Source organism: Exiguobacterium sp. s80, assembly GCF_018618725.1.
Classification (GTDB): domain Bacteria; phylum Bacillota; class Bacilli; order Exiguobacteriales; family Exiguobacteriaceae; genus Exiguobacterium_A; species Exiguobacterium_A oxidotolerans.
In genome coordinates, this window is record NZ_JACSMP010000001.1 from 1040110 (window position 1) to 1065049 (window position 24940).

The following is a 24940-nucleotide window of genomic DNA, read 5'->3' on the forward strand; positions in this document are numbered from 1 at the left end:
TCCCTTCACGTCGTTAAATTTTTTCATAAAAGAAGCTTTGCTTCATTTTTAGACCAAATCGTTCCGGTTGAAAGATTTGTTCCGTTCCGCCGACGAATAAAATGCCGCCCGGTTTTAACGCATCTACAAAAGAGCGATAGACGTGCGCTTTTGCTTCTTCTGTAAAGTAAATAAGTACGTTACGACAGATGATTAAATCAAATCCACTGTCATAGCGATCTCCTAACAAATTATGTTTACTGAAACGGACGAGCCGTTTAATTTCTGGAGCGACCTCATATTGTTGATCCTGTTCGATGAAATATCGTTTTTTCCTTGATTCGACGACTTCGTTTAAGGCTGAAATGCCGTATCGACCTTGCTTCGCCTTTTCAAGAACGATCTCATCTAAATCGGTCGCTTGAATCGTGAATTGGGCAGGGTCCATCATCTCATTAAGAATCATCGCGAGCGAATAGGGCTCTTCCCCCGTTGAACAAGCCGCGCTCCATGTCCGAATCCGACCATGCGCACGTGCTTGCAGCACCGGAAGAATATCTTGTTCGAGCTGTTGCCAGCGAATCGGATTTCTGAAGAATTCACTAACATTGATCGTCATCCGGTCCAAGAATTCTTCATATAAGGTCTCGCTTTTTTCCATTGCCTGCATATACGAGGCGAAGGTATCATGTCCTTTTTTATCGCGCAAAGCCGTCAAACGTCGTTTCATTTGTGCTTCTTTATATTGTCCTAAATCAATTCCTGACTTTTTTAAGAAACGTTGGATGAAAAGCTCGTAATCGTCCATAGTACACCTCACTGGTCCTCTCTATCATCGGTCATACACGTTTTATGACCCTATCTTATTCTCTATAGTAGCATAAAGCCATTTCCTTTCCAAAATACAAAAACAGACGATTGAGCAATTGCTCAATCGTCTGTTTGCCGTTCGTTTCATTATGCGTTTACCGGTTGCCCTTGAAACCAAAGTCCAAGTTCACGCTCCGCACTCTCGACGCTGTCTGAACCATGGATGACGTTCTCGCTCATCGTGTTCGCGAAATCTCCCCGAATCGTCCCAGGTAGTGCTTCTGTCGGTTTTGTTTTTCCAATCATCAAACGTGAAACAGATACGACATCCGTTCCTTCGACACGAAGTGCGACGACAGGACCAGACGTTAAGAAAGTGACCAACTCTCCAAAGAATGGCTTCTCTGCGTGCTCTGCATAATGTGCTTTCGCCAATTCTTCAGACGCTTGCATCATTTTCATTTCACGTACAACAAATCCTTTTCGTTCGATCCGGCCGATGATTTCCCCAATCAATCCGCGTTCGACACCATCAGGTTTTACCATTAAAAATGTTTGTTCCATTTTTGAGTCCCCCTATGAAATGCTTTTAGAAAAGCGCTTACATAGTAAGTTTACTCGTAAACGGATCGAGCGGCAAGAAAATTTTGACAGTTTTTTATCCTTTTCGCTTTCCAACGTAACGTGCGACTTCTTCAAGTGAACGCTTTGCAGAAGACTTCGGTAAATGCTCTAAACGACGAATCGCTCGCTTAATGTAAAGATCGACGGTCTGTTGTGTCCGTTCAAGTGCGTCAGACGCTTGCAGACGGTCAAGAAGTGGCGCGACTTCTTCGTGGGAGGGCATCTCCTGAATTTTGACGAGTTCCTTGAAAAAAGCTGGATTTTCTGAGGCGTAGAAAACTGGCAACGTCTTATGCCCATGTCGTAAATCTTCTGCGACCGGTTTACCAAGCTCGACCCGGTTCGCTGTGAAATCCAGTAAGTCATCCGCAATTTGAAAAGCAAGACCGATGTCACGCCCAAATTGCCGCAATGCTTTCGTATCCGCTTCCGAGCAGTTCGCGACGATGGCTCCTAGATGACAACTTGCCTCAATCAAGATCGCCGTTTTCCGCTCGATTCGTTTAATATATCGTTTAATCGATTGATTCCAATCGTATTGATCATAAATTTGTTCGATTTCACCCTCACAAATTTCGCGCATCGCATGGACCATGACTTGGACGAGTTCCGGTTTCCCGATTTCTCCAATCAATTTGACTGCCTCACCAAACAAATAGTTACCCGAGTATAATGCAACTTCTTCATCAAAACGTTGCATGACGGTCGGCTTTCCACGTCTCAGTTCGGCATCATCGATGACATCATCATGCACGAGTGATGCCATGTGGACCAGTTCAAGACTTGCCGCGACACGGACCAGTTCATCCCGGTCTGCTTGACCAAACTTCGAAGCGAGCAAAACAAAAGCCGGACGAATCCGCTTCCCCCCCGCTTTCAAGAGTTGTTGTCCCGCAGCATCAATCGTCGGTTCTTCGGACGCAATATGATTTGTTAAGAATCGGTCGACTAAATTCACTTCTTTCGTTACATCTCGATAAATTGAATGCAGTGACATCTCACCACTTCTTCCCGAGGTGCATTGCAGCCGCCCCACCTGCAAACGCCTTTACTTCGACCTGCATGAAGCCAGCCTGCTCAAATAATTGCTTTAATTCAACACGATCGAGGAACACTTCCGTCGATTCTTGAAGCCAGTTATATTGATCAAACGATTTTGCAAACAAACGACCGACTTGTGGCATGATTTTACCAAAGTATAACGAGTAGGCCTCACGGAAAATTGGTGCCGTCGGTTGACTCGTCTCAAGACATACGACTGTTCCACCTGGTTTTAAGACACGATGCATCTCTTTGATGACTTGGAGATAGTCCGGAACATTCCGTAGTCCAAACCCAATTGTCACGTAGTCAAAGGAATGATCACCAAAAGGTAAATCCATCGCATTGCCATGAATCAATTCGACGTTTTTCATCCCTAACGCCTCGACTTTATCGACTCCGACTTTAAGCATGTTTTCAGAGAAATCGAGTCCTTTGATGACACCGGTCGGACCAGCCGCTTTCGCGAGTTGAATTGTCCAGTCAGCCGTTCCGCAACATAAATCAAGACATTTTGCCCCCGGAAATACATCCATCCGGCGCATTGTTTCTTTTCGCCATAATTTGTGCAAGCGGAAACTGATGATGGAATTCATCTGATCATAATTTGTCGAAATTGATTGAAACACTTCATAAACTTTCTTTTCTTTTTCTTGTGTCTGCACGCAGTTCACCCTTTCAAGAATATTACGCTACTGCCATTTGTTCTAAATGTGATAATAGTAGTTGTTGCGCTTCATGATCGAGCAACTCGGCCTGTTTCCGAATGATGCGTTGCCCTTCTCGTGTTAACCAATCTTGACCGCTGATTGCCGCCAAACCTTGAACGAGTCCAAATTCCGCCGTCAGCCAGAGTAAGACGTAATCTTCTGTCGACGTATAATTTCGCTCATGGATCGAACATTTTGCTTCATTCACACGCTGTACGGTCCGTCCTAACGTCACGAGTGCCGTTTGGGGAAGCGACGCTAACTCTTCAAAAAAGTAAGTCGAAAAAAGATCTCCCGCCAATACGAGCAATTGTCTTTCTTTTGATCCTCGTTTCGTTTCACCTACTCGTTCATGTAAGACAAGTGCAACCTTCGCAAAATGTACGCCCTTTACGAGCGCCTGCCAATCCAATGTCTCGTTTTGAGCGACATCAATCAACCAACTGATCTGTTCACGATCGATGGAAGGGAAATCCACATGTCGAGCTAGTTGAGTCGTCTGTTTGTTGTTGAGCGCAGTAATGATTTCTGTCATGAATAGCTCTCGTTGGTCCATGCTTTTACCCCCCGATCTCCAGTGCCATCTCGTTGATGGATGTTCTTCTTTTTTAATATACCATAATCATCGCTTTTTCACGCCTTTGAATACCCACAAAAAAAGCCGTTCGAGGAATTCCTCGAACGACTATGTAGCCAAATTACTTGACTGCATCTTTCAATGCTTTACCCGGTTTGAAGGCAGGCACTTTGCTTGCTGGGATTTCGATATCTTCTTTCGTACGTGGGTTGCGACCTTTACGAGCGGCACGTTCACGGACTTCGAAGTTACCAAAACCAATCAATTGGACTTTTTCTCCAGATTGGAGTGTCTCAGTGATTGATTCGAATGTTGATTCAACAACTTTAGTCACGTCTTTTTTTGTAAGACCTGATTTTTCGACAACCGCTTGAATGAGTTCAGTTTTGTTCATTACTTTCACCCCCTCCCAATCGCTTCTTCGAGGCTAATCATACCTTATAAACGTTGCTATTACAACATTTTCGTCATAATCCCTCTCAATTTTCTGATTCTTCGATCGATTCCTCAGAAAACGTAGGTTCGCCTTTTTCGTTAATTGTATAGCTTTGAGAGTATGCCGGGACAAAAGGTTGATCATCATACAGTAAATGACGAATATCTTGACCGACTTTTGGTTTTTTCTTCGCAGTTTCAACGGCTTTCTTCAATTCAGGAAGATAGTTGACATACAACTGCCCTTGACCGTCGACATAGATGTCCAGTTCCGTATCGGAATAAGGACTCGGAATCTTCGGTTCTTCCTTAATGAACAACTTTTTATAGTCGAGTGTGAATTGATTTTTACCAATCGAACCTTTAAATGGATATTTTTCATTTTTCTTTCGGTACGTATCGATGCGCACCTGTAGCTTTTGGAGTTCTTCTGCAACGAGTAAATCCATCAGCTTTACAGTCGGTTTCTCTTCCACATCGACTAACAAGTAAATGAACGTTCCACCACCTTCGAAACTATTCGGTGGAGGATCACTCATATAACGAGGAATTAAGCGTCCGAGTTCAATTTGATACCGCTCCATCAAAGGCGTATCTGCGTCTCTTGTTTTGATTGGTAAGACACCGGTATCTTTTTGATACGCGTCGACAGCATCTTGAACCGTTGCGATTTGTTGCGGATAGGGTATCCGGTTCGAAGGTTTTTGACTATCCGGGAAGAGACATCCCGATAACAACATGACAGGCACCAACATGAAAAGAACGACTAGCTTCTTCATGCGCTCGGACCTGCCATGACGATGAACACCATAATAATGGAAGCTACAATAAAACATAGGAAGGCAAGGGTCGAGAGCAGGAACTGCCAAACCCCTGTCAATTTCGTTCGACTGATCGTGACGAATAAGACGCTAATCGCAAATAACCCGATCCCGCCAAACGAAATCCACATTTTTAATAATCCAGGACTCAAGGTTTCCACCCCACTCCGTTAATCTTTCGTCGTAAACAGATGTTCAATTTCATTTTTTTGCGGGCGTTGCATCAACTTCCGTACTTCTTCTTCCGGTGTGTGACCATCGAAAAGGACATGGTAGAGTGCCGTCGTGATTGGAAGCTCGCACTGTTTCGTTTCTGCCAAATCGTAAGCAGCTTGAGTCGCACGAACTCCCTCAACGACCATCCCCATGTTTTCTAATACGGTTTCGAGTTTTTCACCACGCCCGATGGCATTCCCGGCTCGCCAGTTCCGACTATGGACTGATGTACAGGTCACGATCAAGTCCCCCATCCCCGTCAAACCGGTGAACGTCATCGGTTTAGCACCAAGCAATGTACCGAGACGCGCGATTTCTACCATTCCACGCGTAATCAATGCTGCTTTCGCATTATCTCCATACCCTAAACCGTCCGTCATTCCTGCAGCTAAGGCAATGATGTTCTTCAAGGCGCCACCAAGTTCCGCTCCGATGATATCCGCGTTCAAGTACACCCGGAAGTTTTCATTCATGAAGAGTTCTTGGACACGACCGGCCTCTTCTAAACCTTCAGAAGCAATCGTCACCGTCGTCGGTTTACGTAATGCAACCTCTTCGGCGTGTGACGGTCCTGTCAAAACACAGACCGCCGAACGTTTTGCGGGATCGATTTCTTCTTCAATCAACTGAGACAATCGTAAGTGCGTCTTCGGTTCAATCCCTTTCGACGCATGAATGAGGACGACGGGTTCTGTTAATCGTTCATTTAACTGGCGTGCGACGCCACGAATCGCTGACGAAGGCGTCACAATCAAAATATGCGAAGCACCTGCTACAGCATCATCTAAATTCGTCGTTGCCCGTAAAGAAGAAGGCAATGCCACACCAGGCAGAAATTGTGTATTCTCATGATTTTCATTAATGGCATCAACATTTTTTTGATCACGGCCATAAAGAATGACGTCATGACCATTATCTGCTAAAACGAGTGAAAGCGCAGTTCCCCAGCTTCCAGCTCCAATGACTGCAATTTTTTTCATCATGATTTTCACCCTGCCTTATTGTTTTTGACGTGCCAAAATCCGAATCGGTGTTCCAGTAAAATCAAATGCTTCCCGGATTCGGTTATCGAGATACCGTTTGTATGAGAAATGCAAGAGCTCTGGATCGTTGACGAACAAGACAAATGTAGGCGGACGCGATGCCACTTGTGTCGCATAGTTAATCCGTAGACGAACACCCTTATCCGTCGGCGCTGGATTCATCGCGACTGCGTCGACGATAACATCGTTCAAGACGCTTGTCTGAATGCGTTGGGCATGACTTTTCGCCGCTTGATTGATGACAGGGAGCAATGTTTGAAGACGACGTTTCGTCTTCGCAGAGACGAAAACGATTGGTGCATAGTCGAGGAAGCGGAATTCTTCACGAATTTCTTCTTCCATTTTCTTCATCGTTTTATCATCTTTTTCGACAGCGTCCCATTTATTGACGACGATGACAATCGCACGTCCGGCTTCGTGGGCATATCCGGCGACTTTTTTATCTTGTTCGATGATACCTTCTTCACCGTCGAGGACGACACAAACGACGTCAGCTCGCTCAATGGCTTTTTGGGCACGCATGACACTAAAGCGTTCTGTCGATTCGTAGACTTTCCCACGTTTACGCATACCTGCTGTGTCGATGATGACGTATTCTTGATCGTCACGTGTAAACGGTGTATCGATTGCATCACGGGTTGTACCAGCGACACTTGAGACGATGACACGTTCTTCACCGAGAATCGAGTTCGTCATACTCGACTTCCCGACGTTTGGACGACCAACCAAGGCAAACTTAATTGTATTTTCGTCGTATTCGATGTCTTCTTTGTTTGGCGCTAGTTCGAGGACACGATCAAGCATGTCTCCGAGTCCTAGACCATGCGTTCCGGAAATCGGATATAAATCGCCGAATCCTAATGAGTAAAATTCATACATTAAATCACGCATTTCAAAGTTATCGACTTTATTGACCGCGATAACCACTGGTTTATTTGAACGGAACAACATGCCGGCGACTTCTTCATCGGCAGCCGTAATCCCTTCGCGTCCATTGACCATGAAAATAATGACGTCCGCTTCATCGATTGCAAGCTCCGCCTGATGACGCATCATTTGAAGTAGGGGCTCATCCCCGACTTCGATTCCACCTGTATCAATCAAATGAAAATGACGATTGAGCCATTCTCCAGTTCCGTATATACGGTCGCGGGTAACACCTGGCTTGTCTTCTACGATCGAAACCCGATCTCCAATCACCCGGTTAAAAATCGTCGACTTTCCGATATTTGGGCGACCTACGATCGCCACTACTGGAATTGCCATCCCAACACCTTCTTTCTCTTCTCTCGCTTCATAGCCGTTCTATTGTATCAAATCAAGCGCGCTTATACCACATCTAACCGAAACATAAAAAAAGCAGACACGAATCGTGTCCACTTTTTGTCAAAATTTATTCTTTTGCATCCGAGTCTTTATCAGCGAGGTCCGCTACCGAAAACCCTTCATTTTGATCCGTATATTGAGAGTAGTCATCTTCATCCGTCTCTTCTTGTTCTAAGACACGCGTCGAAAGGGAGATCTTGTGTTCATCTAAGTGAACCTCAAGAACTTTCGCTTCGATTTCTTGTCCCTCTTCAAGCACTTCCGACGGCGAACTAATATGGCGATTAGCGATTTGAGAGATATGGAGGAGACCTTCGACTTGCGGTGCAAGTTCGACGAATGCTCCGAATTGAACGAGACGACGGACACGTCCTTTGACGATGTCACCCGCTTCGATTTTCCCTTCCATCTGTTGCCATGGACCTGGTTGCGTCTCTTTAATTGATAGCTTGACCTTTTCTGTATCGCGGTCGACACCAAGTACTTTCACTTCGACTTGTTGCCCTTCCGTTACGATATCAGACGGTCGTTCGACACGATGATGCGCCATTTCAGAAATGTGGACGAGTCCGTCAACACCACCGATATCGACAAATGCACCAAAATCCGTTAAACGTTGGACAGTTCCTTCAAGGACTTGACCCACTTCCAAGTTTTCAAGCGTCTCTTTTTTCTTCGCATTAAGCTCGCCTTCGACGACCGCTTTATGTGAAAGAATGACACGATTTTTTTCTTGGTCGAGCTCAACGACCTTGACTTCGATCGACCGGCCGATGTAGTCAGAAAAATCTTCTACATAGTGACGTTCGACAAGTGAAGCTGGAATGAATCCACGTACGCCGATGTCGACGACGAGACCCCCTTTGACGATGTCTTTGACGACAACTTCAAATATTTCAGCCGATTCATATTTCGCTTCGACTTCTTCCCATGCTTTCAAGGCATCAATCTCACGTTTTGAGACGACGACTTCTTCGTCTGTAATCTTCTTCACCTTTACTTGTAATTCATCACCGACTTTTAGCACACCTCGTATGTCATCCAAATGGAGACTTGAGACTTCGCTAATCGGCAGGATTGCTTCTGTCTTATATCCGATATCAATGAGTGCTTGCTTGTCTTCAATCTTCACGACCATCCCAGTAACTACCTGGTCCCGATGAATTTCAAAATCAGGCATATCTTTCATTTCTTCGACCATTCCAACACAACCTCCTCACGATGAGTACAAGAAACGTAATAAAATACGTTTATCCTTCTTTTAACTTCTTACAATTCTGACTATTTGTCAAGGTTTTACACATGATTGTAGTAGACCGATTTGATTTCTTCGAGAATTCGTTCTGAAATCGCTTTCGCGGCACCGCGTTGATCGCGTAAATCTTCAATATCGACTGGTTTTCCGATTACGACCCGCATCGGCTTAAACGGGCGATAGTTGCCGATGATCGCGACAGGAACGATTTGCGCCGGAGATCGGAGTGCAAAAAAACCGACACCTGGTTGCGCTGCCGTGAACTCACCTGGAGCAGACCGTGTTCCTTCTGGAAAAATTCCGACGGTTTCGTCCGTTTTCAATAATTCAATCGTTCGTTTTAAAGCTTGACGATCGCCCTGTCCGCGTCCGACGGGATACGTCCCCGCTGCCGTCATCAATTGTTTTAATCCAGGGACTTTAAACAGTTCCTCTTTTGCCATATAACGAACCGAGCGACTCGTCGGAATCGCGCTAACTAGAAAGACGGGATCCCAGTTCGAGCTATGATTCGCACATAAAAGAACGGATCCATCCTTCGGAAGATTTTCTCTCCCTGTCACGCGAAGACGAAATACAGTTTTGGCGATGACGAGCACGACGAATCGCGCTAGTCGATAAACGGAGTCCGTTCGACTCATTTTAATACCCCTTCCGCAAGCTCTGTCAGACGGAGGACGACTTGATCGATCGACATGACGGTTGTATCGAGATAAATGGCATCGTCTGCTTGTCTGAGCGGAGACACTTCCCGTTCACTATCACGTTTATCACGCAACGCGATTTCTGCTTGAAGTGCTTCTAAGTCACTGTCCATCCCCCGAGACACGTTTTCACGATGCCGGCGACTCGCACGTTCTTCGACTGTTGCTGTCATGAAGACTTTCAGTTCGGCATCTGGTAAGACGACTGTACCGATGTCACGCCCATCCATGACAATACCGCCCGATTCTGCTAAGCGGCGCTGCATCTCGACGAGTGCCGAACGTACTTGAGCATGTTTTGCGACGAATGAGACATTGTTCGTCACTTCGCTCGACCGAATCGACTCTGTTACTTCGCGCTCGCCAATAAAGACACGTTGCCCGTTTTCACCCGGTGTTAAACGGATATCAAGTGATGTCATTAACTCACCTAACCGTTGCCCATCCTCGAGATCGATTCCTTGCTCAAGTGCTGCGAGCGTTACGGCCCGATACATCGCCCCTGTGTCGATGTAGACGTAGTCAAGATGTGCTGCTAATTGTTTAGCAATTGTACTTTTTCCGGCACCAGCTGGTCCGTCAAGTGCGATTTGAATTTTAGTCATGTTTTTCGTTCCTTCCGTTTGAACCATTTTTAAGCGGTTCATAGTATCGACCGTTATCATAGCAAAAAAATAGACTTAGGTGAATGAATTCGTGCCACTCCGCGAATTTTTCATTTGCGCCTGATAACAGTGCCGTAAGACGAGCTCACGACTTCGATCATGAATTTGTGTAAATTGAAAGGCGAGTTCGTAACGTTCTTCGCGTCGATCGACGCGAACTAACTCACCTAAAACGTCAAGTGTATGGGTTCCTCCATGTTCGGCCGGTAGTAAAAACGTCAATTCAACCTCGTCTTTTAGTTCAATCGGTAAATGATTCGCTAAGATCAATATTCCACCTGCTGATAAATCAAGCGAGACCGTCGTGAACGGTTCGAATTTAGTTTTATGTGGATGAAGTGCGACGTCCAAAAGTAACGGCACACGTACGAACTGACGACGTTGAACACGCTCAATCTGTTGGTCGGTCGGGCGTCTGATTGCATATCGTTGTCCACGAAGCGGATCATTTTGTCGTTCGACGATTTCCGATTCAAAGCCATACAACCGTCCCTTTTCTTTAAAAAAGTAAACGTGAATCGATTCATCTTCCGATAAAATAAATGTCTTTAGCGTGTCCGCCTCACTTGGCGCTTCCATCCAGATTAAACGGTTCGTCACAGCCGTGACCTTCGTCCGACCTTGTCGATCTTCACTGTTGCGTACCATTATCAAATCACCTGTTTGCATCATGTCACTCTCTCCCAATCCATTCTATTCAATTACTATTTTTTTTGTATCGATGATTCAAGCGATTCGCACTCTTAACTTGGTAAAGGCCGACTCCCCATAAAATCACCATAAAAATAATGGGCAGCAAGGAAATACCACCATTTTCCAATATTAACAAATTAAACATACTGTGCGCAATCATCGGAACGATTAAGGACAGACTTAGCCAACGATTCGGGTAAATTGAAAATTTTGCACGCCCCATAAAGAAGCCCATTAGAACAGCAAAGAGTGCATGACCCGATACAGGAAGCAACGCTCTGAATATCATGTGTTCAACCGTCCCATTGACCATTAAATATAAAATATTCTCAAGCGTCGCAAAGCCGAGCGAACAGGCGACTGCGTAAATGATACCATCATAATAATCATTGAAACGTTGATGGATATATACGGTATAAAAAACGATAAACCATTTCGCAAATTCTTCCGTAATTGCCGTTCGAAACAGACGAATCGATTCATCTCCCCCAAATTCAGTCTGAACGACGTAGTCGATGAACATCAATGGAAACACAAGTAAAATGCCAAAAATGAAACTCCGTAAAATATAACCGACGGGTTCAGCTTCATGTTCATGGCGGAGATAAAAATAAGTAAGTAGTGCAATTCCCGGGGCAATTCCTGAGAAAACGATCGATAACACGTTTTTGCCCCCTTCCTATTCCTTAAGGATAAAGGTTTCTCCTGGAAAAGAAAACCGAGTCCATTGTATATCCGAAAAAAAAAGGTACAATTATGGATGAAAATGAATAGTCAGCTTTTAGTGTCTGACTATCGAACGAATAGACAGGAGGCTCTTTATGAAAAAATTACTATTAGTCCATACCGGAGGCACGATCGCGATGGCACAAAATCATTCCGGTCACGTTCTGCCGAATGACATCAACCCACTTGATGCTTCATTGCCACGTGCGACCGACATCGCGGACATCACGACACGCCACTTCGCGAACCTTCCTTCACCACACATCACACCGGACATCATGCTCCGTCTCGCACACTTCATCAAAGAAGAACTGCAGGCAGGGTATGATGGCGTCGTCATCACGCACGGAACGGATACGTTAGAAGAAACGGCTTATTTCTTACAGTTGACGATTGGTGCTCCAATTCCAATCGTCTTGACAGGTGCGATGCGTTCATCAAATGAAGTCGGTTCAGACGGTGAGTTCAATTTGATTACGGCATTGCGTGTAGCCGTCAGTGATGCAGCTAGAGGAAAAGGGGTTCTCGTTGTCTTTAACGGAGAAATCCACTCTGCTTTTAACGTCACGAAAACGCATACTTCTTCTGTCGATACTTTTAAATCGGTTCATTTCGGTAACTTAGGGATGGTCACGAAAGATCATGTCTATTTATTCAATACACCTGTCTTAAAACCAACGCACATGGTGACGAAACTAACAAAGCGTGTCTCCGTCCTAAAAGTTTACGCCGGGATGGACCCCGACCTTTTAGTTGCTGTCGGTGAACTTGGTTATGATGGTCTAGTCCTCGAAGTACTCGGGCAAGGAAATGTGCCACCGAGTCTGATGGATGCGATTCGTCAGCTGACTGAACAAATGCCAATCGTCATCGTCAGTCGTTGCTTTAACGGCATCGTCCAAGATGTCTACGGATATGCAGGCGGAGGACAACAATTAAAAGAACTTGGTCTGATTTTCTCGAATGGTCTGAACTCACAAAAAGCTCGCTTGAAATTGATGATTGAGCTCGAAATCGAGGCTACACACCCTGAACTTGAGACTTCATTTCAAGTCGAATGATCTGTCACTAAAAATAACCGCTTCCCGGGGAGGGAAACGGTTATTTTTTTAGCGATCGAAAAGAGCGCTTATCGCGTCGTTTCACGAACAAGTCGATCTGAAAGACTCGTTGCAATCAATTCTCCATGAAAACGACCGTTTTCGATAAATATTTTGTTGGCGTCATATCCTGCAGCGACGACACCCGCAATATAAATGCCGGGAACGTTTGACTCCATCGTTTCCTCATTGAAATCCGGAACTCCCGTTTCTCCATCAATCATGATACCGGCATCCGCGAACAAACCAACGTCCGGTGTGTAACCTGTCATCGCAAAAACAAAATCTGCCTTAATTGAGGTCGCTTCTCCTTGTTCTTTATAATGGACGTGCGTCGGTGTGATAGAATCGATCGTTGCGTTAAACACCATCTTGACCTTCTCGGCCCGTACGAGCGCTTCGAAGTTCGGGAGGACCCATGGCTTGATTGACGGACTGTACGCTTCACCACGGTATAACAGCGTGACATGTGCACCTGCCTTCTCAAGTTCAATTGCGGCATCGACACTCGAATTTTTTCCACCAATGACGACAACGTCTTGTCCGAAGAAAGGATGACCTTCTTTAAAATAATGAGAAACGTGCGGTAATTCCTCACCTGGTACGTCCATTTTATTTGGCAATCCGTAATAGCCTGTCGCTAAGACGAGTGCCCGTGCCTGACGCGTCACCGTCTCCTCCATTCGCGACGATACGACTTCGAACCCTTCACCATCCGTACGTTTACTGATTCGTTCCACCGTCTCAAACGGACGAATCGTGATTTCTTTCCGTTTAACGACTTCACGGTAATAGACGAGTGCATCTTGGCGTTTCGGCTTAAGTTCCTTGTTGATAAACGGAACACCACCGATTTCTAATTTTTCGCTACTCGAAAAAAATGTTTGATGCGTCGGATATTGATAAATCGCTTCGACGATATTTCCTTTTTCGATGACTTCGACAGCTAATCCACGATCTTGCATCTCGATCGCTGCCGATAACCCACACGGTCCTGCACCAATGATGAGACAATCCAGCATAATCTTTTCTCCTCTTCCACGTGCTTTTTTTTTATCTTAGCAAACATGAGCAAACGAAGAAAGAATTTAAGTTACATGAAAAAAGTTCACTCCTGTAAGAAGTGAACTTTTTCAAATTAAACCCATCCACGGAAGCGTGAGGCTTCCGCCATTTTACGAACGCCTACCATGTAGGCAGCGAGGCGCATATCAACATTTCGTGTATGCGATGTTTGATACACTTGATTAAACGAGTTCACGAGTACTTTTTCAAGCTTTTCATGCACTTCTTCTTCCGTCCAGTAATACCCTTGGTTGTTTTGAACCCATTCAAAGTAGGACACCGTTACGCCACCACTTGAAGCCAAGACATCGGGAACAATCAAGATTTCACGATCTGCGAGAATTTTAGTCGCTTCATTCGTCGTCGGACCGTTGGCTGCTTCGACGACGATTCGCGCTTTAATGTCATGCGCATTATCTTCCGTGATTTGATTTTCAATCGCTGCCGGAACAAGAATGTCACACTCTAATTCGAGCAGTTCTTTATTTGAAATTGTATTTTTGAACAGCGTCGTCACCGTCCCGAACGAATCGCGACGATCAAGTAAATATGGGATATCCAGTCCGTTCGGATCATGGAGAGCGCCATATGCATCACTGATCGCAATGACTTTCGCCCCCAAATCATGCATGAACTTCGATAAGAAGCTCCCTGCATTACCAAACCCTTGAACGACGACGCGGGCTCCTTCTAATGTAATCCCTTTTTTCGCAGCAGCTTCCCGAATCATGATGGCGACCCCTTTAGCTGTCGCAGTCTCACGCCCGTGGGAACCACCGAGTACTAACGGCTTTCCTGTAATGAAGCCCGGTGAATTGAATTCATCAATCCGGCTGTACTCATCCATCATCCAGGCCATGATTTGTGAGTTCGTGAAGACATCAGGTGCTGGAATATCTTTTGTCGGACCAACGATTTGACTGATTGCACGGACATAGCCACGACTCAGACGCTCGATTTCCCGGAAACTCATCTCTCGTGGATCGCAAATGATTCCACCTTTACCACCACCGTATGGTAAATCGACGATTCCTGCCTTCAAGCTCATCCAGACTGATAACGCTTTGACTTCGACTTCCGTTACGTTCGGGTGGAAACGGATTCCACCTTTCGTCGGACCGACAGCATCATTGTGTTGCGCCCGGTAGCCGGTAAAGATTTTTGTTGACCCATCGTCCATCCGAACTGGAATCCGAACCGTTAACATTCGCAACGGTTCTTTTAACAATTCATACATTTCGTCCGGGTAACCCAACTTCTCAAGAGCTTCTTTTACGATTTCCTGTGTTGCTTCAAGTACGTTTTTCCGATGATTCGCATGTTGTTGGTCAGTGATCATTCCAACGTTCCTCCCCATAAGTGGCATCCCCTATGCCGTTTCCTTGTTCGGATAAAGTATACCTTGTTCCGACGTGTAATGAAAGGGATTCCTACTATATTTGTAAGCGCTTTCTATCATCTACTCTTTTTCGTTTACTTTATGTTGTTCGAAGTCGCTTGATGACGTGTAATCGCTAGATTGATAAACGATTCGACTAGCTCTGGATAATCAATCCCGATTGCCCGTGCCCCGTCCGGGAATAGACTTGTCGCTGTCATACCAGGTAGCGTATTGGTTTCTAAAATAACGGGATGACCGATTTCAGGCACCAGGAAATCAGAACGGGAATAGCCCGAACATCCGAGGACTTGATGGGCGAGGACTGCCCACTCTTGTAATTTTTGTGTCGTCACCTCGTCAAAATCAGCAGGACAGATATGCTCTGATCCACCGACTGCATATTTTGATTCATAATCATAAAATTCATTTTTAGGAATGATTTCGATGACGGGCAACGCTTTTTCAGCACCTTTTTGGCCGAGCACCGGTACGGTTACTTCTCGCCCTTTAATGAATTGTTCAATCAAAACCGCATCGTCTGCCTGAAAAGCGAGTTCGATTCCGCTTCGTAACATCGCGTCGTCCATCGCAATCGTCAATCCATTTGACGATCCTTCTTGAGCCGGTTTGACGACACAAGGGAATTCACCGCCCCACTGCCGGACCTTATCTGCGATGTCGTCACCGCGTTCAATCAAGACATCACGCGCAATCCGAATGCCAGCCTTCTCAAAGTGCAACTTCGACCGTGCTTTATCCATCGCTAATGCGGAAGCCAACACACCTGATCCAGTATACGGAATATCCGCTAACTCTAGTAATGCTTGGACACGACCATCTTCTCCATATTTTCCATGAAGAGCAATGACGGCGACTTCAACATCCAGATTGAAAATTTCTTCAGCACGTTCCGGATGGAAATCGATGGCAACGACTTCGTGCCCTTTTCCCTCCAATGCTTGAATCACGGACTTCCCGCTACTTAACGAAACCTCACGTTCTCCAGAAATCCCACCATATAATACTGCCACTCTCATACTCTTCACTCCTTCATCTTACGTTCACTGTTTATCATACCATCACTCTTTCAACGAAAAAATACAAAATGGTGTTAACTGATGATTCCTCATGAAAAAGACCACTTTCCGTCAGAAACCGGTCAGTGGCCTTAAAAAGAATCGTCGTATGTGCCGATTCGTTAAAAATCATCATTTACACGGAAAATGTCCCGGCGATCATTTTGATTGCATCCGAACGCTGAAGTGTTTTTCCGTATTCCGCCATCGCGAGCGGACTTTTCGCACTTGGTACGCCATATTCAGACAGTACGGTCGTAATCGTCCGTTCAAGCGCCTCTGCCATCCGTTCCTCGAAATACAAGTAATACCGTCCTTCGAAGTAGTACAGCCTACCACCCGTTTCCGTCATCGGAACGTGGCGAAGCAATCCGTGGCTCGCTTGAATGACGTCCTCGAATTCTTCGAGTTGATACAGGACATGATGTACGATATCGACGGTCATCCGAATTTCTACTTGATCAAATTCATCAAACGTTTCTTCTGGTAATTCACCTTCTCGTCGTACATCGACCAACATCCCGTCATTCGGAAAGAATGTCACAAAAAATTCGAGTGTCCCGACCGCATGAAATCCAAAATTTGATTCTGCTTCTTCTAACAGGTTACGTAATAGGTCCTGTCCTTTTCCAACTGCCAGTGTTTCTGGTCGAACGTCGTGAACGGATAGTTCCTGCTTCGTAATAAACACACGTAAATGCCCTTGTTTAAATGTCTCAAATCTCATCTAAGACTCCTCCAGTCAATGCCGGAGAAAAACAACTTCTCCGTTCAATATGAATCACACTATACACCAGTTGTCGGAGTGAGTCGACTTAACCAACTTTTCCAGGAGGAATCGTCCGTCCCGAGGAGATGATCCGCGTATTTTTCAGGGAGCTGTTCGACGGCATAACCACCTAGACCAATCTCGACGTTCGGTACAGCCTGTCGTAGTTCGACAAGCGCTTCATCTAAAAGACTGAGGTGGTCAGAAATCGTACACGAAAGGACGACAGCACGCGGTACTAATTGTTTCGTCACCGTCACAAGATCTGACACGGGAATTCCTGCTCCAAGAAAAATCACATCGAAGCCGGATTGGCGTAAGTATAGCGTAAAAAATAACAATCCCAATTCATGTTCTTCTTCTGGCGCACATACACATAAAATGCGCGGTAAAAAAGGATTGATCGGCATTTGCAACGATAATGTCGAAAGGCGGGCCCGTAAAAAGGCTGTCGCAAAATGTTCATGCGCAATCGTAATTTCACCATTTTCCCACTTCGAGCCGATTTCGTGCAGCAACGGTCCGACGATATCTTGAATCACCTTATCGAAACTAAACATCGAGAATGCCTTATTCATGATGTCATGGGCATGTCGTTCCTCAAATGTCGTTAATGCCTCAAACAGTTGTTCACGTAGTTCAACACCATAATCAAGTGGAAGCTCCGTGCGACTGACAGGCATTTCGTACAGTTGAATCGCTTTCGAAACAGATAGTCCTTCTTTTTGTTTGTCTACAATCCAGCGGAGCTTCGCGACATCGCTATCACTATAGATGCGATGCCCAGATTCACTCCGGTCCGGATCAAGCACTTGATATCGCCTTTCCCAAGCACGAATGGTCGTTGGGTTGAGCCCTACTAATGCAGCGACTGCTTTGATATTATATTTCCCACGATCCATGCACCGTGCCTCCTTCCTTCTCCTTTTCAGTATACCCGTAAAGGAAAATAATCTCTGTTCACAATGTGCCCTTACATCATGAAACCGAGGGAAACGAAGGCGATAATGATTGTAATCATAAGAATCGTCAGCGTGATGGCTAACGGATTTTTGACAAAGGGTTGCTTTAACCGTTCATTCCGCACATGTTCAATTCGTGAAGAACGTGGTGGTAAGCTTGATTTTGGTTCTTCTTGTCGGTTCTTTCGTTGATCGTATTTACTCAAATTCATCACCTTTTCTAAAAATAAGGATAATACTAGTTTACACTGAATCGGCTGATGAAAAAAAGACCTCTTCTAGTCGTTGTTCCCAATCCAAAATTTCAATCGTATGCCTTTTTTGCGGTGATCGTTTTGTCGTATTACCACAAATATCACAGCACCGGTCCTGGACGATCGGTTGCTCATCAAAATGATTCAAGATGAACGTTCGTCGACACGTTATACTTTGAATATAATTTATCATTTGCATAAGTTCACGTAAACGTATCTTTTTTCGCTCTTCTTGCCAAGCGATGATGTCCTCACGCGACCAGCGATCACTGAGTTGCGATTTTAATAAACGATACGCTGGATCTTCGACATCTAACCCTAAACGCCGTTCCATCGTTTCAAGCGGTTCCTGACGTGCCATGCCCGCTAACAATTGGTCAATCCAAAGCACAGGGGCATACTGCTTTTCGACTAGAAACTGCTGTAGACGGTGATCCCCCTTTGCATAGAGCAGTAGCGCTGTCGACGGCGCTCCGTCTCGCCCTGCCCGACCGACTTCCTGCATATAGGCTTCAATCGTCGCCGGCATCGAGTAATGGATGACGGTCCGGACATTCCCTTTATTGACCCCCATGCCGAAGGCACTTGTACAGACGAGACACTCAATCTCATCATGTAAGAATTGTTGTTGGATCAATTGACGATCCTCTGCTTCGAGTCCTGCATGGTAGTATGTCGCCTTCGTGATTAGACGTGCGACACGCTCTGCTTCGTTTCTTGTCGTCGTATAGATGACACACGGACGTTCTACCTTCGTTAACCAGTTTACCAGCACATGATCTTTTTGATCAGGCTCAACGTCTTCGACGATAAATTGAATTTCCGGTCGATTGACGGAATGCCGGATAATCGTCGGGTCCGACAGCTCTAAGCCTCTTAACATATCCTGTTCCACTTGTTTCGTTGCTGTTGCCGTCAAAGCTAAACAAGTCGGGTTTCCGAGTTGTTTCTTTACGATTCCAAGCTTCGCGTACTCGGGGCGAAACTCATGACCCCATTGTGAAATACAATGCGCTTCATCCACGACGAATAAATTAATGTTTGTTTGCTGAAGCCGTTGTTTGACGTTCGGCATCGCCAATTGTTCCGGTGACAAATACAAATACCGAAGTTGACTCAGGTGACGTAAAATCTGCTCTTTTTGGTCTTTTGTTTCGTGCGACGTCAATTTAGCAACGGAACGTTCACCGCGACTTTTGATTTGCATGACTTGATCTTCAATCAACGATAAGAGCGGCGAAAGGATGACGGTCAACCCTTCTGGCAACAAATAGGACGGAAGTTGATAACAGATCGACTTCCCTCCCCCGGTCGGCAAGATGGCGACCGTATCGCGACCTGCTAAAACGGATGCAATGATGTCTTTTTGACCTGCTCGAAAGCGGTCATGCTTAAAATAACGTTTTAAGACAGTCTCCATCATCTCTCCTCCCATCTTTTTCGCGCTAACGCGATACGAATTTGAAAATAATCGGTCTCAAGCTTCAATTCACCTTTAATTCGTTTCAACGAAAATGTCTCGTTTCGATTTGCTACTTCAATCACTTCTTTAAATTGTGCATCCGATAAGAATTGGCTCCGCGGGAATACGTCACTGTACATCGCAATTTCGACGAGGTGATCTTCCATCGTGCTCTTCTTCAGGCGGCGCCGCTCGGAGATTTCATTCAAAGCAAATCCGTTACGTAACATATCCCACGTTTTCTGTGCTGATTGTGTCATCTTCGATTGATCAATATCTTCACCAAGACGTAAAATCAGTCCTGCTTCATCCAAGTGACGCAGACATTTTCGCCAAGCCATCATAAATTCCAAGCGGAGCGACAAGACGTCACTGTCAAGTTTCTCTTCAAGTTGCGGGTAAGACAAACCTGTTTTCAACCCCGACAAGCGGTAACTGATGAGCGTCGCTTCTTTTACCGACAGCTGACGCAACGCCTCTCGTAATTCATGGTACACCTGATCAATCCACTGCGTACGCTGCGGCATCCCTTTGACGTATCGCCGGACCCAGTCCTTTATCGCGACGTCTTGCTGAACCGGTACGAAAAATCGTTTTTGTTCGAGACAAACGACGGTTTGAATCAAAAGGCTTAAGCGTTTCCATAAAATGATTGGAAATCCACGCAATTCACCGCCCATGTCATCGATTAAAAACGGTACTTTGATCGAGGATTCACCAAGCTCCGTGATGCGCAACGTTTCCGCTCGTTCAATGAAACCCTGCTGTTCCAGCTCAAGCAGTAGCCGATCGAATGTTTCTCGTCGAAAGGGCAGCACCCCAAAGACAGTTTCTAATTCATAGAAATGTGCATCCTGGAGTGATGTTGCCGAACGTTTTCCTTGAAGGATATGAAAGAGGCTACGATCTGTCCGTTCACCCCGGAGACGACTAATGGTTTCTAACAAAACTTGATTGACGACAGTCAATTTCATCCACTCCCCCTCACCTTCGATCGGTTTGATTATATTTAAAGTATCGTCTTCATTCGTTTATATGTATAGCATAATTAGCTTGACCTTTCCAAACCTCTTTCTTAGATTAACGCACCTACTGCGCCTTACCCGACTATTTCCATCGCATCCTGTTACTTTGTTTGAATACTTCTACCGCTTCCTCATTGAAAAGAATGCATGAGTCCGATACAATGACATATAGATGAGAACAATACTAGATCAATCATGTTTTCGAATAGAGAGGAGAAATACAAAATGGCTAAATTTACGATTGTCGATAAAGACACGTGTATCGCTTGTGGCGCTTGTGGTGCCGCAGCACCTGATATCTATGACTATGATGACGAGGGCTTAGCATACGTCATTCTAGACGATAACAAAGGGACAGCAGAAATCCCGGAAGCATTGTTCGATGACATGATTGACGCATTCGAAGGTTGCCCAACTGATTCAATTAAAGTGGCGGACGAATCATTCGAAGGCGACGCATTAAAATACGAATAAGTATTTGACAGTATGGTAGCTTCACGCCATGCTGTTTTTTTTATGACCATACATCAAAAAAGCTGTACGGTTCGACCCAATCGGTCGATCCGTACAGCTTTTTTTAACAAGAATACCTGAATGATCGTTATCGTTTCCCTTTGATGTACGGTACACCAACAGCTTTTGGTGCATCGGCGCGACCGACGACACCAGCAAGTGCAAGGATCGTTAAGACGTAAGGCGCAATCAAAAGATAGACTTGAGGAATTTGATCGAGTAATGGTAACTGTTGTCCGATAATCGAAATCGCTTGAGCGAAACCGAAGAACAAGGCAGCTGCCATTGCACCGAGCGGATTCCATTTTCCGAAAATCATCGCGGCGATCGCAAGGAAACCTTGCCCGAGAATCGTCGTCACGCTGAAGTTCAATGAAATCGAAGTTGCATAAACTGCACCCGCAAGACCACCGAATCCGCCTGAAATCATGACTCCGATAAAGCGCATCTTCGTGACGTTAATCCCCATCGTATCTGCTGCCATCGGATGTTCTCCGACAGAACGGAGACGAAGACCGAATGGTGTCTTAAAGACGACGAACCATGCCACAACTGCTAAGATGATCGCAATGTACGAAGTATAGTAGACGTTTGCAAAAAACATTTTCAAAACAGGAATATCAGATAGGAACGGCACATTCTCTTTCGAAATCCGGTTCGGAATCGAGTCTGTTTGTCCTTTTCCATAAAAGGCACGGACTAAGAAAATCGCAAGACCAACTGCTAAGATATTGATCGCGACACCAAGTACCGTTTGGTCGGCACGGAACAAAATCGCAGGCACTGCAAGGAATAAAGCGAAGATTGCCCCGATGACGATAGCGATTAACATCGCGATCCATGGACTAGCAGCGCCGAATCCCATCTTCGATAATGTCAGGGCTGAAACAACACCCGTGAATGCTCCCATGACCATCAAGCCTTCAAGCGCGATGTTGACGACACCAGAACGTTCACTGAAAATACCACCGAGCGCTGCGATGATCAATGGAGCCGAATAGGCAAGCGCGATCGGTACGATAATATAAAGTACATCTAGAAAGCCCATTATTTATCGGCTCCTTTCACTTTTTTGCCTTCTGCTCTTTTAACCGTCAGCTTTTCGATGACGAGACGGATCGCGTAACCGGAAGCGACGAAGATGATGATGAAGGCGATGATGATTTTAATCAGTTCTGGTGGAATCCCGATTTGTTGCATCGACAATCCGCCAATGTTGAGTCCGGCAAATAATAACGCGGCCAGAACGACTCCGATCGGGTTGTTCGCACCAAGTAAGGCGACGGCGATTCCGTCAAATCCAACACCCGTAAAGGATGCGTTTAGCGTCATGTTTTGGAATGTCCCTAACCCTTCCATCGCACCAGCAAATCCAGCGAATACACCAGAGATGACGAATGAGAGAATGATATTCTTATTGACACCCATACCGGCATACTCTGCAGCACTTTTATTAAATCCAACTGCACGTAACTCGTAACCGAGCGTCGTCTTCCAAAGAATGAACCAGAAGACGAGTGCGGCGACGATGGCAATGAAAATCCCATTGTGCAAACGCGAAAAATCCGTTAACTCTTGCAAGAATGGTGAAGCCAACGAAGCCGTTTCTTTGACTGAATCTGTCCGCTCGTTTTTGATTCCGATGACGTGACGTAAAATATCATTCGTCACATACAACGCGATGTAGTTCATCATGATTGACGTGATGACTTCATGGACATGGAAACGCGCTTTTAAAATACCTGGAACCGCAGCCCAAAGTGCCCCCGCTAAACCCGCTCCGATTAACGCGAGTGGCAAGTGGATTGCTGTCGGGAGATCGAAAGAAATCCCGATCCAGACCGCGACCATCCAACCGACTAAAACTTGACCTTCAACCCCGATGTTAAATAATCCCGTTCGAAAGGCAAAGGCGACGGCGAGACCCGCAAAAATCAATGGTGCTGCTGCACGCAACGTTTCTCCGATACTATACGGTTCACCAAAGATTCCGTAAAACAGTTGATCAAATCCAGCGATTGGGTCATAACCACCAATCAACATGACGATGGCACCAACTACCATCCCGAGGATAATTGACAAGATTGGAATCAAAATCCCATAAAAACGTTCGAGTTTCATGAACGACCTACCTCCTCTTTCTTACCGCCAGCCATCAGGAAGCCGAGTTCAATTTCATTCGTTTCCTTAGGATCGAGAAAGGCTACTGTCCGTCCTTCATACAGAACGGCAATGCGGTCTGAGACTTGTAAAATTTCTTCGAGTTCAAACGAAATCAAGAGGACAGCGCGTCCTTTTTCCCGTTCAAGTACTAACTGCTCATGAATGAATTCAATTGCACCGACATCGAGTCCACGTGTTGGTTGCGCAGCAATTAATAAGTCAGGTGAACGATCGACTTCACGCGCGATGATGGCTTTTTGCTGGTTCCCGCCCGATAAGGCGCGAGCAAATGTTTCAGGACTTGGAGTTCGGACGTCGAACTTCTCAATTAACGTTTGAGCTTTTTCCATGACCTGCTTATAGTTCATGATGCCTGCTTTTGAATACGGTTTTTGATAGTACGTTTGTAAGACCATGTTATGACCGATTGAATAATCAAGAACGAGTCCATGTTTATGACGGTCTTGAGGAATATGACCGATGCCCGCTTCCGTCACTTTCCGCGGCTTCAGGTTTTTGATTGATTTGTTGTTTAAGAATACTTCTCCGCTTTCGGCTCTTCTTAATCCTGTGATTGCTTCAATCAATTCAGTTTGACCATTCCCATCAATCCCTGCAATCCCGACGATTTCGCCGGCTCGAACATCTAAGTTCAGTCCGTCGACTGCTTTAATCCCACGACCGTCTTTAACGACGAGGTTTTTTACATCGAGAACGAGTTCTTGTGGATTTGCCTTGGAATACTCCGCATCAAAGTTTACTTCACGGCCAACCATCATTTCAGCGAGTCTCGACTGTGTCATCGTTTCATCGATATCAACTGTACCAATGTACTTACCACGACGAATCGTCGTACAGCGATCTGCGACTTCCATGATTTCCTTCAATTTATGTGTGATCAAGATGATCGACTTACCTTCAGCAATCAACCGATTCATGATTTGAATCAATTCTTTGATTTCCTGAGGCGTCAATACAGCCGATGGTTCATCGAAGATGAGAATGTCAGCTCCACGATACAGTGTCTTTAAAATCTCGACACGTTGTTGCATCCCGACTGAAATATCTTCAATTTTTGCATCTGGATCTACCGCAAGACCATACTGCTCCGAAATTTGGCGTACTTTCTCCCGGGCAGTTGCGCGGTCGATTTTAAGACCCGATTTCGGTTCTGCACCTAAAATGATGTTTTCCGTGACGGTGAAATTTTGAACGAGCATGAAGTGTTGATGCACCATGCCGATTCCAAGATCATTCGCGACGTTCGGACTCGTAATATTAACTTTTTCACCGCGTACGCGAATTTCTCCAGCCTCAGGCTGATACAAACCAAATAAGACGTTCATCAGCGTCGATTTTCCGGCACCGTTTTCACCAAGTAAAGCGTGAATCTCACCTTTCCGAAGCTGGAGCGTGATATTATCATTTGCGACGAAACTGCCAAACTCTTTTCGTATGTTTAGCATCTCAATGACGTATTCCAAGAAAATCCACTCCCATGTTTAGTTTAAAAGGGGAGGCCGCAATGCTAGCGACCCCCGCTTC

General features: G+C 45.4%; 28 protein-coding genes. 2 read left to right on the forward strand and 26 right to left on the reverse strand.

Annotated features, from left to right (window positions below; genetic code table 11):
- Positions 1–13 precede the first annotated feature (13 nt).
- The 15 genes from KNP94_RS05530 to prsW form a co-directional block, all read right to left on the reverse strand.
- Positions 14–787, reverse strand: a complete 774-nt coding sequence (locus KNP94_RS05530; protein ID WP_214765107.1) for a CheR family methyltransferase — start codon at positions 785–787, stop codon at positions 14–16.
- Between the two features lie 149 nt (positions 788–936).
- The gene (gene ndk / locus KNP94_RS05535; protein ID WP_088837323.1) at positions 937–1353 is read right to left on the reverse strand and encodes a nucleoside-diphosphate kinase; all 417 of its coding nucleotides are present in this window, start codon (positions 1351–1353) and stop codon (positions 937–939) included.
- A gap of 94 nt (positions 1354–1447) precedes the next feature.
- Complete coding sequence (locus KNP94_RS05540; RefSeq protein ID WP_088837324.1) at positions 1448–2410, reverse strand: polyprenyl synthetase family protein; 963 nt, start codon at positions 2408–2410, stop codon at positions 1448–1450.
- Between the two features lies 1 nt (position 2411).
- Complete coding sequence (locus KNP94_RS05545) at positions 2412–3119, reverse strand: demethylmenaquinone methyltransferase (protein ID WP_029330660.1); 708 nt, start codon at positions 3117–3119, stop codon at positions 2412–2414.
- 22 nt (positions 3120–3141) lie between these two features.
- A complete protein-coding gene (locus tag KNP94_RS05550) occupies positions 3142–3720 on the reverse strand; it encodes a heptaprenyl diphosphate synthase component 1 (protein WP_029330662.1) in 579 nt (192 codons plus the stop codon).
- Between the two features lie 142 nt (positions 3721–3862).
- On the reverse strand, positions 3863–4135 hold the full coding sequence (locus KNP94_RS05555) for an HU family DNA-binding protein (RefSeq protein WP_012370671.1): 273 nt from the start codon (positions 4133–4135) through the stop codon (positions 3863–3865).
- An 85-nt stretch (positions 4136–4220) separates the two neighbouring features.
- Complete coding sequence (locus KNP94_RS05560) at positions 4221–4955, reverse strand: hypothetical protein (protein ID WP_029330664.1); 735 nt, start codon at positions 4953–4955, stop codon at positions 4221–4223.
- Positions 4952–5149 (reverse strand): DUF2768 domain-containing protein, encoded by a 198-nt coding sequence (locus KNP94_RS05565; protein ID WP_029330666.1) that lies wholly within the window; start codon positions 5147–5149, stop codon positions 4952–4954. Before KNP94_RS05565 ends, KNP94_RS05560 begins: the two co-directional genes overlap by 4 nt.
- A gap of 18 nt (positions 5150–5167) precedes the next feature.
- On the reverse strand, positions 5168–6193 hold the full coding sequence (locus KNP94_RS05570) for an NAD(P)H-dependent glycerol-3-phosphate dehydrogenase (protein WP_215115460.1): 1026 nt from the start codon (positions 6191–6193) through the stop codon (positions 5168–5170).
- A gap of 18 nt (positions 6194–6211) precedes the next feature.
- The gene (der, locus tag KNP94_RS05575) at positions 6212–7522 is read right to left on the reverse strand and encodes a ribosome biogenesis GTPase Der (protein ID WP_029330675.1); all 1311 of its coding nucleotides are present in this window, start codon (positions 7520–7522) and stop codon (positions 6212–6214) included.
- Between the two features lie 127 nt (positions 7523–7649).
- Positions 7650–8783 carry a 30S ribosomal protein S1 gene (gene rpsA, locus KNP94_RS05580; RefSeq protein ID WP_029330677.1) on the reverse strand — a complete coding sequence of 378 codons (1134 nt, stop codon included), beginning with the start codon at positions 8781–8783 and terminating at the stop codon, positions 7650–7652.
- Between the two features lie 95 nt (positions 8784–8878).
- Positions 8879–9478, reverse strand: coding sequence for a lysophospholipid acyltransferase family protein (locus KNP94_RS05585; protein ID WP_088837326.1), 600 nt, complete (start codon positions 9476–9478; stop codon positions 8879–8881).
- Positions 9475–10146 (reverse strand): (d)CMP kinase, encoded by a 672-nt coding sequence (gene cmk / locus KNP94_RS05590; protein WP_214765110.1) that lies wholly within the window; start codon positions 10144–10146, stop codon positions 9475–9477. The genes KNP94_RS05585 and cmk overlap by 4 nt, the downstream gene beginning before the upstream one ends.
- A gap of 75 nt (positions 10147–10221) precedes the next feature.
- The gene (locus tag KNP94_RS05595; RefSeq protein ID WP_088837327.1) at positions 10222–10878 is read right to left on the reverse strand and encodes a flagellar brake protein; all 657 of its coding nucleotides are present in this window, start codon (positions 10876–10878) and stop codon (positions 10222–10224) included.
- A gap of 25 nt (positions 10879–10903) precedes the next feature.
- Positions 10904–11563, reverse strand: a complete 660-nt coding sequence (gene prsW, locus KNP94_RS05600) for a glutamic-type intramembrane protease PrsW (protein WP_088837328.1) — start codon at positions 11561–11563, stop codon at positions 10904–10906.
- A gap of 157 nt (positions 11564–11720) precedes the next feature.
- On the opposite strand from prsW, the gene KNP94_RS05605 reads away from it, so the two are divergent.
- Positions 11721–12686: an asparaginase gene (locus KNP94_RS05605; protein ID WP_088837329.1), complete on the forward strand. Its 966-nt coding sequence runs from the start codon at positions 11721–11723 to the stop codon at positions 12684–12686.
- A gap of 68 nt (positions 12687–12754) precedes the next feature.
- On the opposite strand, the gene KNP94_RS05610 is transcribed toward KNP94_RS05605, so the two are convergent.
- From KNP94_RS05610 to KNP94_RS05645, 8 genes are all read right to left on the reverse strand, one after another.
- Positions 12755–13747, reverse strand: a complete 993-nt coding sequence (locus KNP94_RS05610) for a YpdA family putative bacillithiol disulfide reductase (protein WP_214892009.1) — start codon at positions 13745–13747, stop codon at positions 12755–12757.
- 116 nt (positions 13748–13863) lie between these two features.
- On the reverse strand, positions 13864–15129 hold the full coding sequence (locus KNP94_RS05615) for a Glu/Leu/Phe/Val family dehydrogenase (RefSeq protein ID WP_029330690.1): 1266 nt from the start codon (positions 15127–15129) through the stop codon (positions 13864–13866).
- A gap of 134 nt (positions 15130–15263) precedes the next feature.
- Positions 15264–16208: a D-alanine--D-alanine ligase gene (locus tag KNP94_RS05620; protein ID WP_029330692.1), complete on the reverse strand. Its 945-nt coding sequence runs from the start codon at positions 16206–16208 to the stop codon at positions 15264–15266.
- Between the two features lie 175 nt (positions 16209–16383).
- Positions 16384–16974, reverse strand: a complete 591-nt coding sequence (locus KNP94_RS05625; protein ID WP_215115412.1) for an adaptor protein MecA — start codon at positions 16972–16974, stop codon at positions 16384–16386.
- Between the two features lie 59 nt (positions 16975–17033).
- Positions 17034–17918: a MerR family transcriptional regulator gene (locus KNP94_RS05630; RefSeq protein WP_215115413.1), complete on the reverse strand. Its 885-nt coding sequence runs from the start codon at positions 17916–17918 to the stop codon at positions 17034–17036.
- A 71-nt stretch (positions 17919–17989) separates the two neighbouring features.
- Positions 17990–18184 carry a hypothetical protein gene (locus KNP94_RS05635; protein WP_029330697.1) on the reverse strand — a complete coding sequence of 65 codons (195 nt, stop codon included), beginning with the start codon at positions 18182–18184 and terminating at the stop codon, positions 17990–17992.
- A 37-nt stretch (positions 18185–18221) separates the two neighbouring features.
- The gene (locus tag KNP94_RS05640) at positions 18222–19652 is read right to left on the reverse strand and encodes a RecQ family ATP-dependent DNA helicase (RefSeq protein WP_251132573.1); all 1431 of its coding nucleotides are present in this window, start codon (positions 19650–19652) and stop codon (positions 18222–18224) included.
- Positions 19652–20668: a YpbB family protein gene (locus KNP94_RS05645; RefSeq protein ID WP_214765116.1), complete on the reverse strand. Its 1017-nt coding sequence runs from the start codon at positions 20666–20668 to the stop codon at positions 19652–19654. The genes KNP94_RS05640 and KNP94_RS05645 overlap by 1 nt, the downstream gene beginning before the upstream one ends.
- Before the next feature lie 276 nt (positions 20669–20944).
- Between KNP94_RS05645 and KNP94_RS05650 the strand changes: the two genes are divergently transcribed.
- Positions 20945–21193: a ferredoxin gene (locus tag KNP94_RS05650; protein ID WP_012370689.1), complete on the forward strand. Its 249-nt coding sequence runs from the start codon at positions 20945–20947 to the stop codon at positions 21191–21193.
- A gap of 127 nt (positions 21194–21320) precedes the next feature.
- Here the strand turns inward: KNP94_RS05650 and KNP94_RS05655 are convergent, their stop codons facing one another.
- Genes KNP94_RS05655 through KNP94_RS05665 form a run of 3 tightly spaced genes read right to left on the reverse strand, consistent with a single transcriptional unit; the run spans position 21321 to position 24879 of the window.
- Entirely contained in the window at positions 21321–22280 is a 960-nt protein-coding gene (locus tag KNP94_RS05655) for an ABC transporter permease (RefSeq protein ID WP_029330703.1), read from the reverse strand.
- Positions 22280–23353 (reverse strand): ABC transporter permease, encoded by a 1074-nt coding sequence (locus tag KNP94_RS05660; protein WP_088837335.1) that lies wholly within the window; start codon positions 23351–23353, stop codon positions 22280–22282. The genes KNP94_RS05655 and KNP94_RS05660 overlap by 1 nt, the downstream gene beginning before the upstream one ends.
- Positions 23350–24879, reverse strand: a complete 1530-nt coding sequence (locus KNP94_RS05665) for an ABC transporter ATP-binding protein (protein ID WP_088837336.1) — start codon at positions 24877–24879, stop codon at positions 23350–23352. Before KNP94_RS05665 ends, KNP94_RS05660 begins: the two co-directional genes overlap by 4 nt.
- Between the last annotated feature and the right edge of the window lie 61 nt (positions 24880–24940).

Bases quoted from the DNA above. Each gene is read 5' to 3' on its own strand.
- KNP94_RS05530 (WP_214765107.1), bottom strand. From the start codon at position 787: ATGGACGATTACGAGCTTTTCATCCAACGTTTCTTAAAAAAGTCAGGA.
- ndk (WP_088837323.1), bottom strand. From the start codon at position 1,353: ATGGAACAAACATTTTTAATGGTAAAACCTGATGGTGTCGAACGCGGA.
- KNP94_RS05540 (WP_088837324.1), bottom strand. From the start codon at position 2,410: ATGTCACTGCATTCAATTTATCGAGATGTAACGAAAGAAGTGAATTTA.
- KNP94_RS05550 (WP_029330662.1), bottom strand. From the start codon at position 3,720: ATGGACCAACGAGAGCTATTCATGACAGAAATCATTACTGCGCTCAAC.
- KNP94_RS05555 (WP_012370671.1), bottom strand. From the start codon at position 4,135: ATGAACAAAACTGAACTCATTCAAGCGGTTGTCGAAAAATCAGGTCTT.
- KNP94_RS05560 (WP_029330664.1), bottom strand. From the start codon at position 4,955: ATGAAGAAGCTAGTCGTTCTTTTCATGTTGGTGCCTGTCATGTTGTTA.
- KNP94_RS05570 (WP_215115460.1), bottom strand. From the start codon at position 6,193: ATGAAAAAAATTGCAGTCATTGGAGCTGGAAGCTGGGGAACTGCGCTT.
- der (WP_029330675.1), bottom strand. From the start codon at position 7,522: ATGGCAATTCCAGTAGTGGCGATCGTAGGTCGCCCAAATATCGGAAAG.
- rpsA (WP_029330677.1), bottom strand. From the start codon at position 8,783: ATGGTCGAAGAAATGAAAGATATGCCTGATTTTGAAATTCATCGGGAC.
- KNP94_RS05585 (WP_088837326.1), bottom strand. From the start codon at position 9,478: ATGAGTCGAACGGACTCCGTTTATCGACTAGCGCGATTCGTCGTGCTC.
- cmk (WP_214765110.1), bottom strand. From the start codon at position 10,146: ATGACTAAAATTCAAATCGCACTTGACGGACCAGCTGGTGCCGGAAAA.
- KNP94_RS05595 (WP_088837327.1), bottom strand. From the start codon at position 10,878: ATGATGCAAACAGGTGATTTGATAATGGTACGCAACAGTGAAGATCGA.
- KNP94_RS05605 (WP_088837329.1), top strand. From the start codon at position 11,721: ATGAAAAAATTACTATTAGTCCATACCGGAGGCACGATCGCGATGGCA.
- KNP94_RS05610 (WP_214892009.1), bottom strand. From the start codon at position 13,747: ATGCTGGATTGTCTCATCATTGGTGCAGGACCGTGTGGGTTATCGGCA.
- KNP94_RS05615 (WP_029330690.1), bottom strand. From the start codon at position 15,129: ATGATCACTGACCAACAACATGCGAATCATCGGAAAAACGTACTTGAA.
- KNP94_RS05620 (WP_029330692.1), bottom strand. From the start codon at position 16,208: ATGAGAGTGGCAGTATTATATGGTGGGATTTCTGGAGAACGTGAGGTT.
- KNP94_RS05625 (WP_215115412.1), bottom strand. From the start codon at position 16,974: ATGAGATTTGAGACATTTAAACAAGGGCATTTACGTGTGTTTATTACG.
- KNP94_RS05630 (WP_215115413.1), bottom strand. From the start codon at position 17,918: ATGGATCGTGGGAAATATAATATCAAAGCAGTCGCTGCATTAGTAGGG.
- KNP94_RS05640 (WP_251132573.1), bottom strand. From the start codon at position 19,652: ATGGAGACTGTCTTAAAACGTTATTTTAAGCATGACCGCTTTCGAGCA.
- KNP94_RS05645 (WP_214765116.1), bottom strand. From the start codon at position 20,668: ATGAAATTGACTGTCGTCAATCAAGTTTTGTTAGAAACCATTAGTCGT.
- KNP94_RS05650 (WP_012370689.1), top strand. From the start codon at position 20,945: ATGGCTAAATTTACGATTGTCGATAAAGACACGTGTATCGCTTGTGGC.
- KNP94_RS05655 (WP_029330703.1), bottom strand. From the start codon at position 22,280: ATGGGCTTTCTAGATGTACTTTATATTATCGTACCGATCGCGCTTGCC.
- KNP94_RS05660 (WP_088837335.1), bottom strand. From the start codon at position 23,353: ATGAAACTCGAACGTTTTTATGGGATTTTGATTCCAATCTTGTCAATT.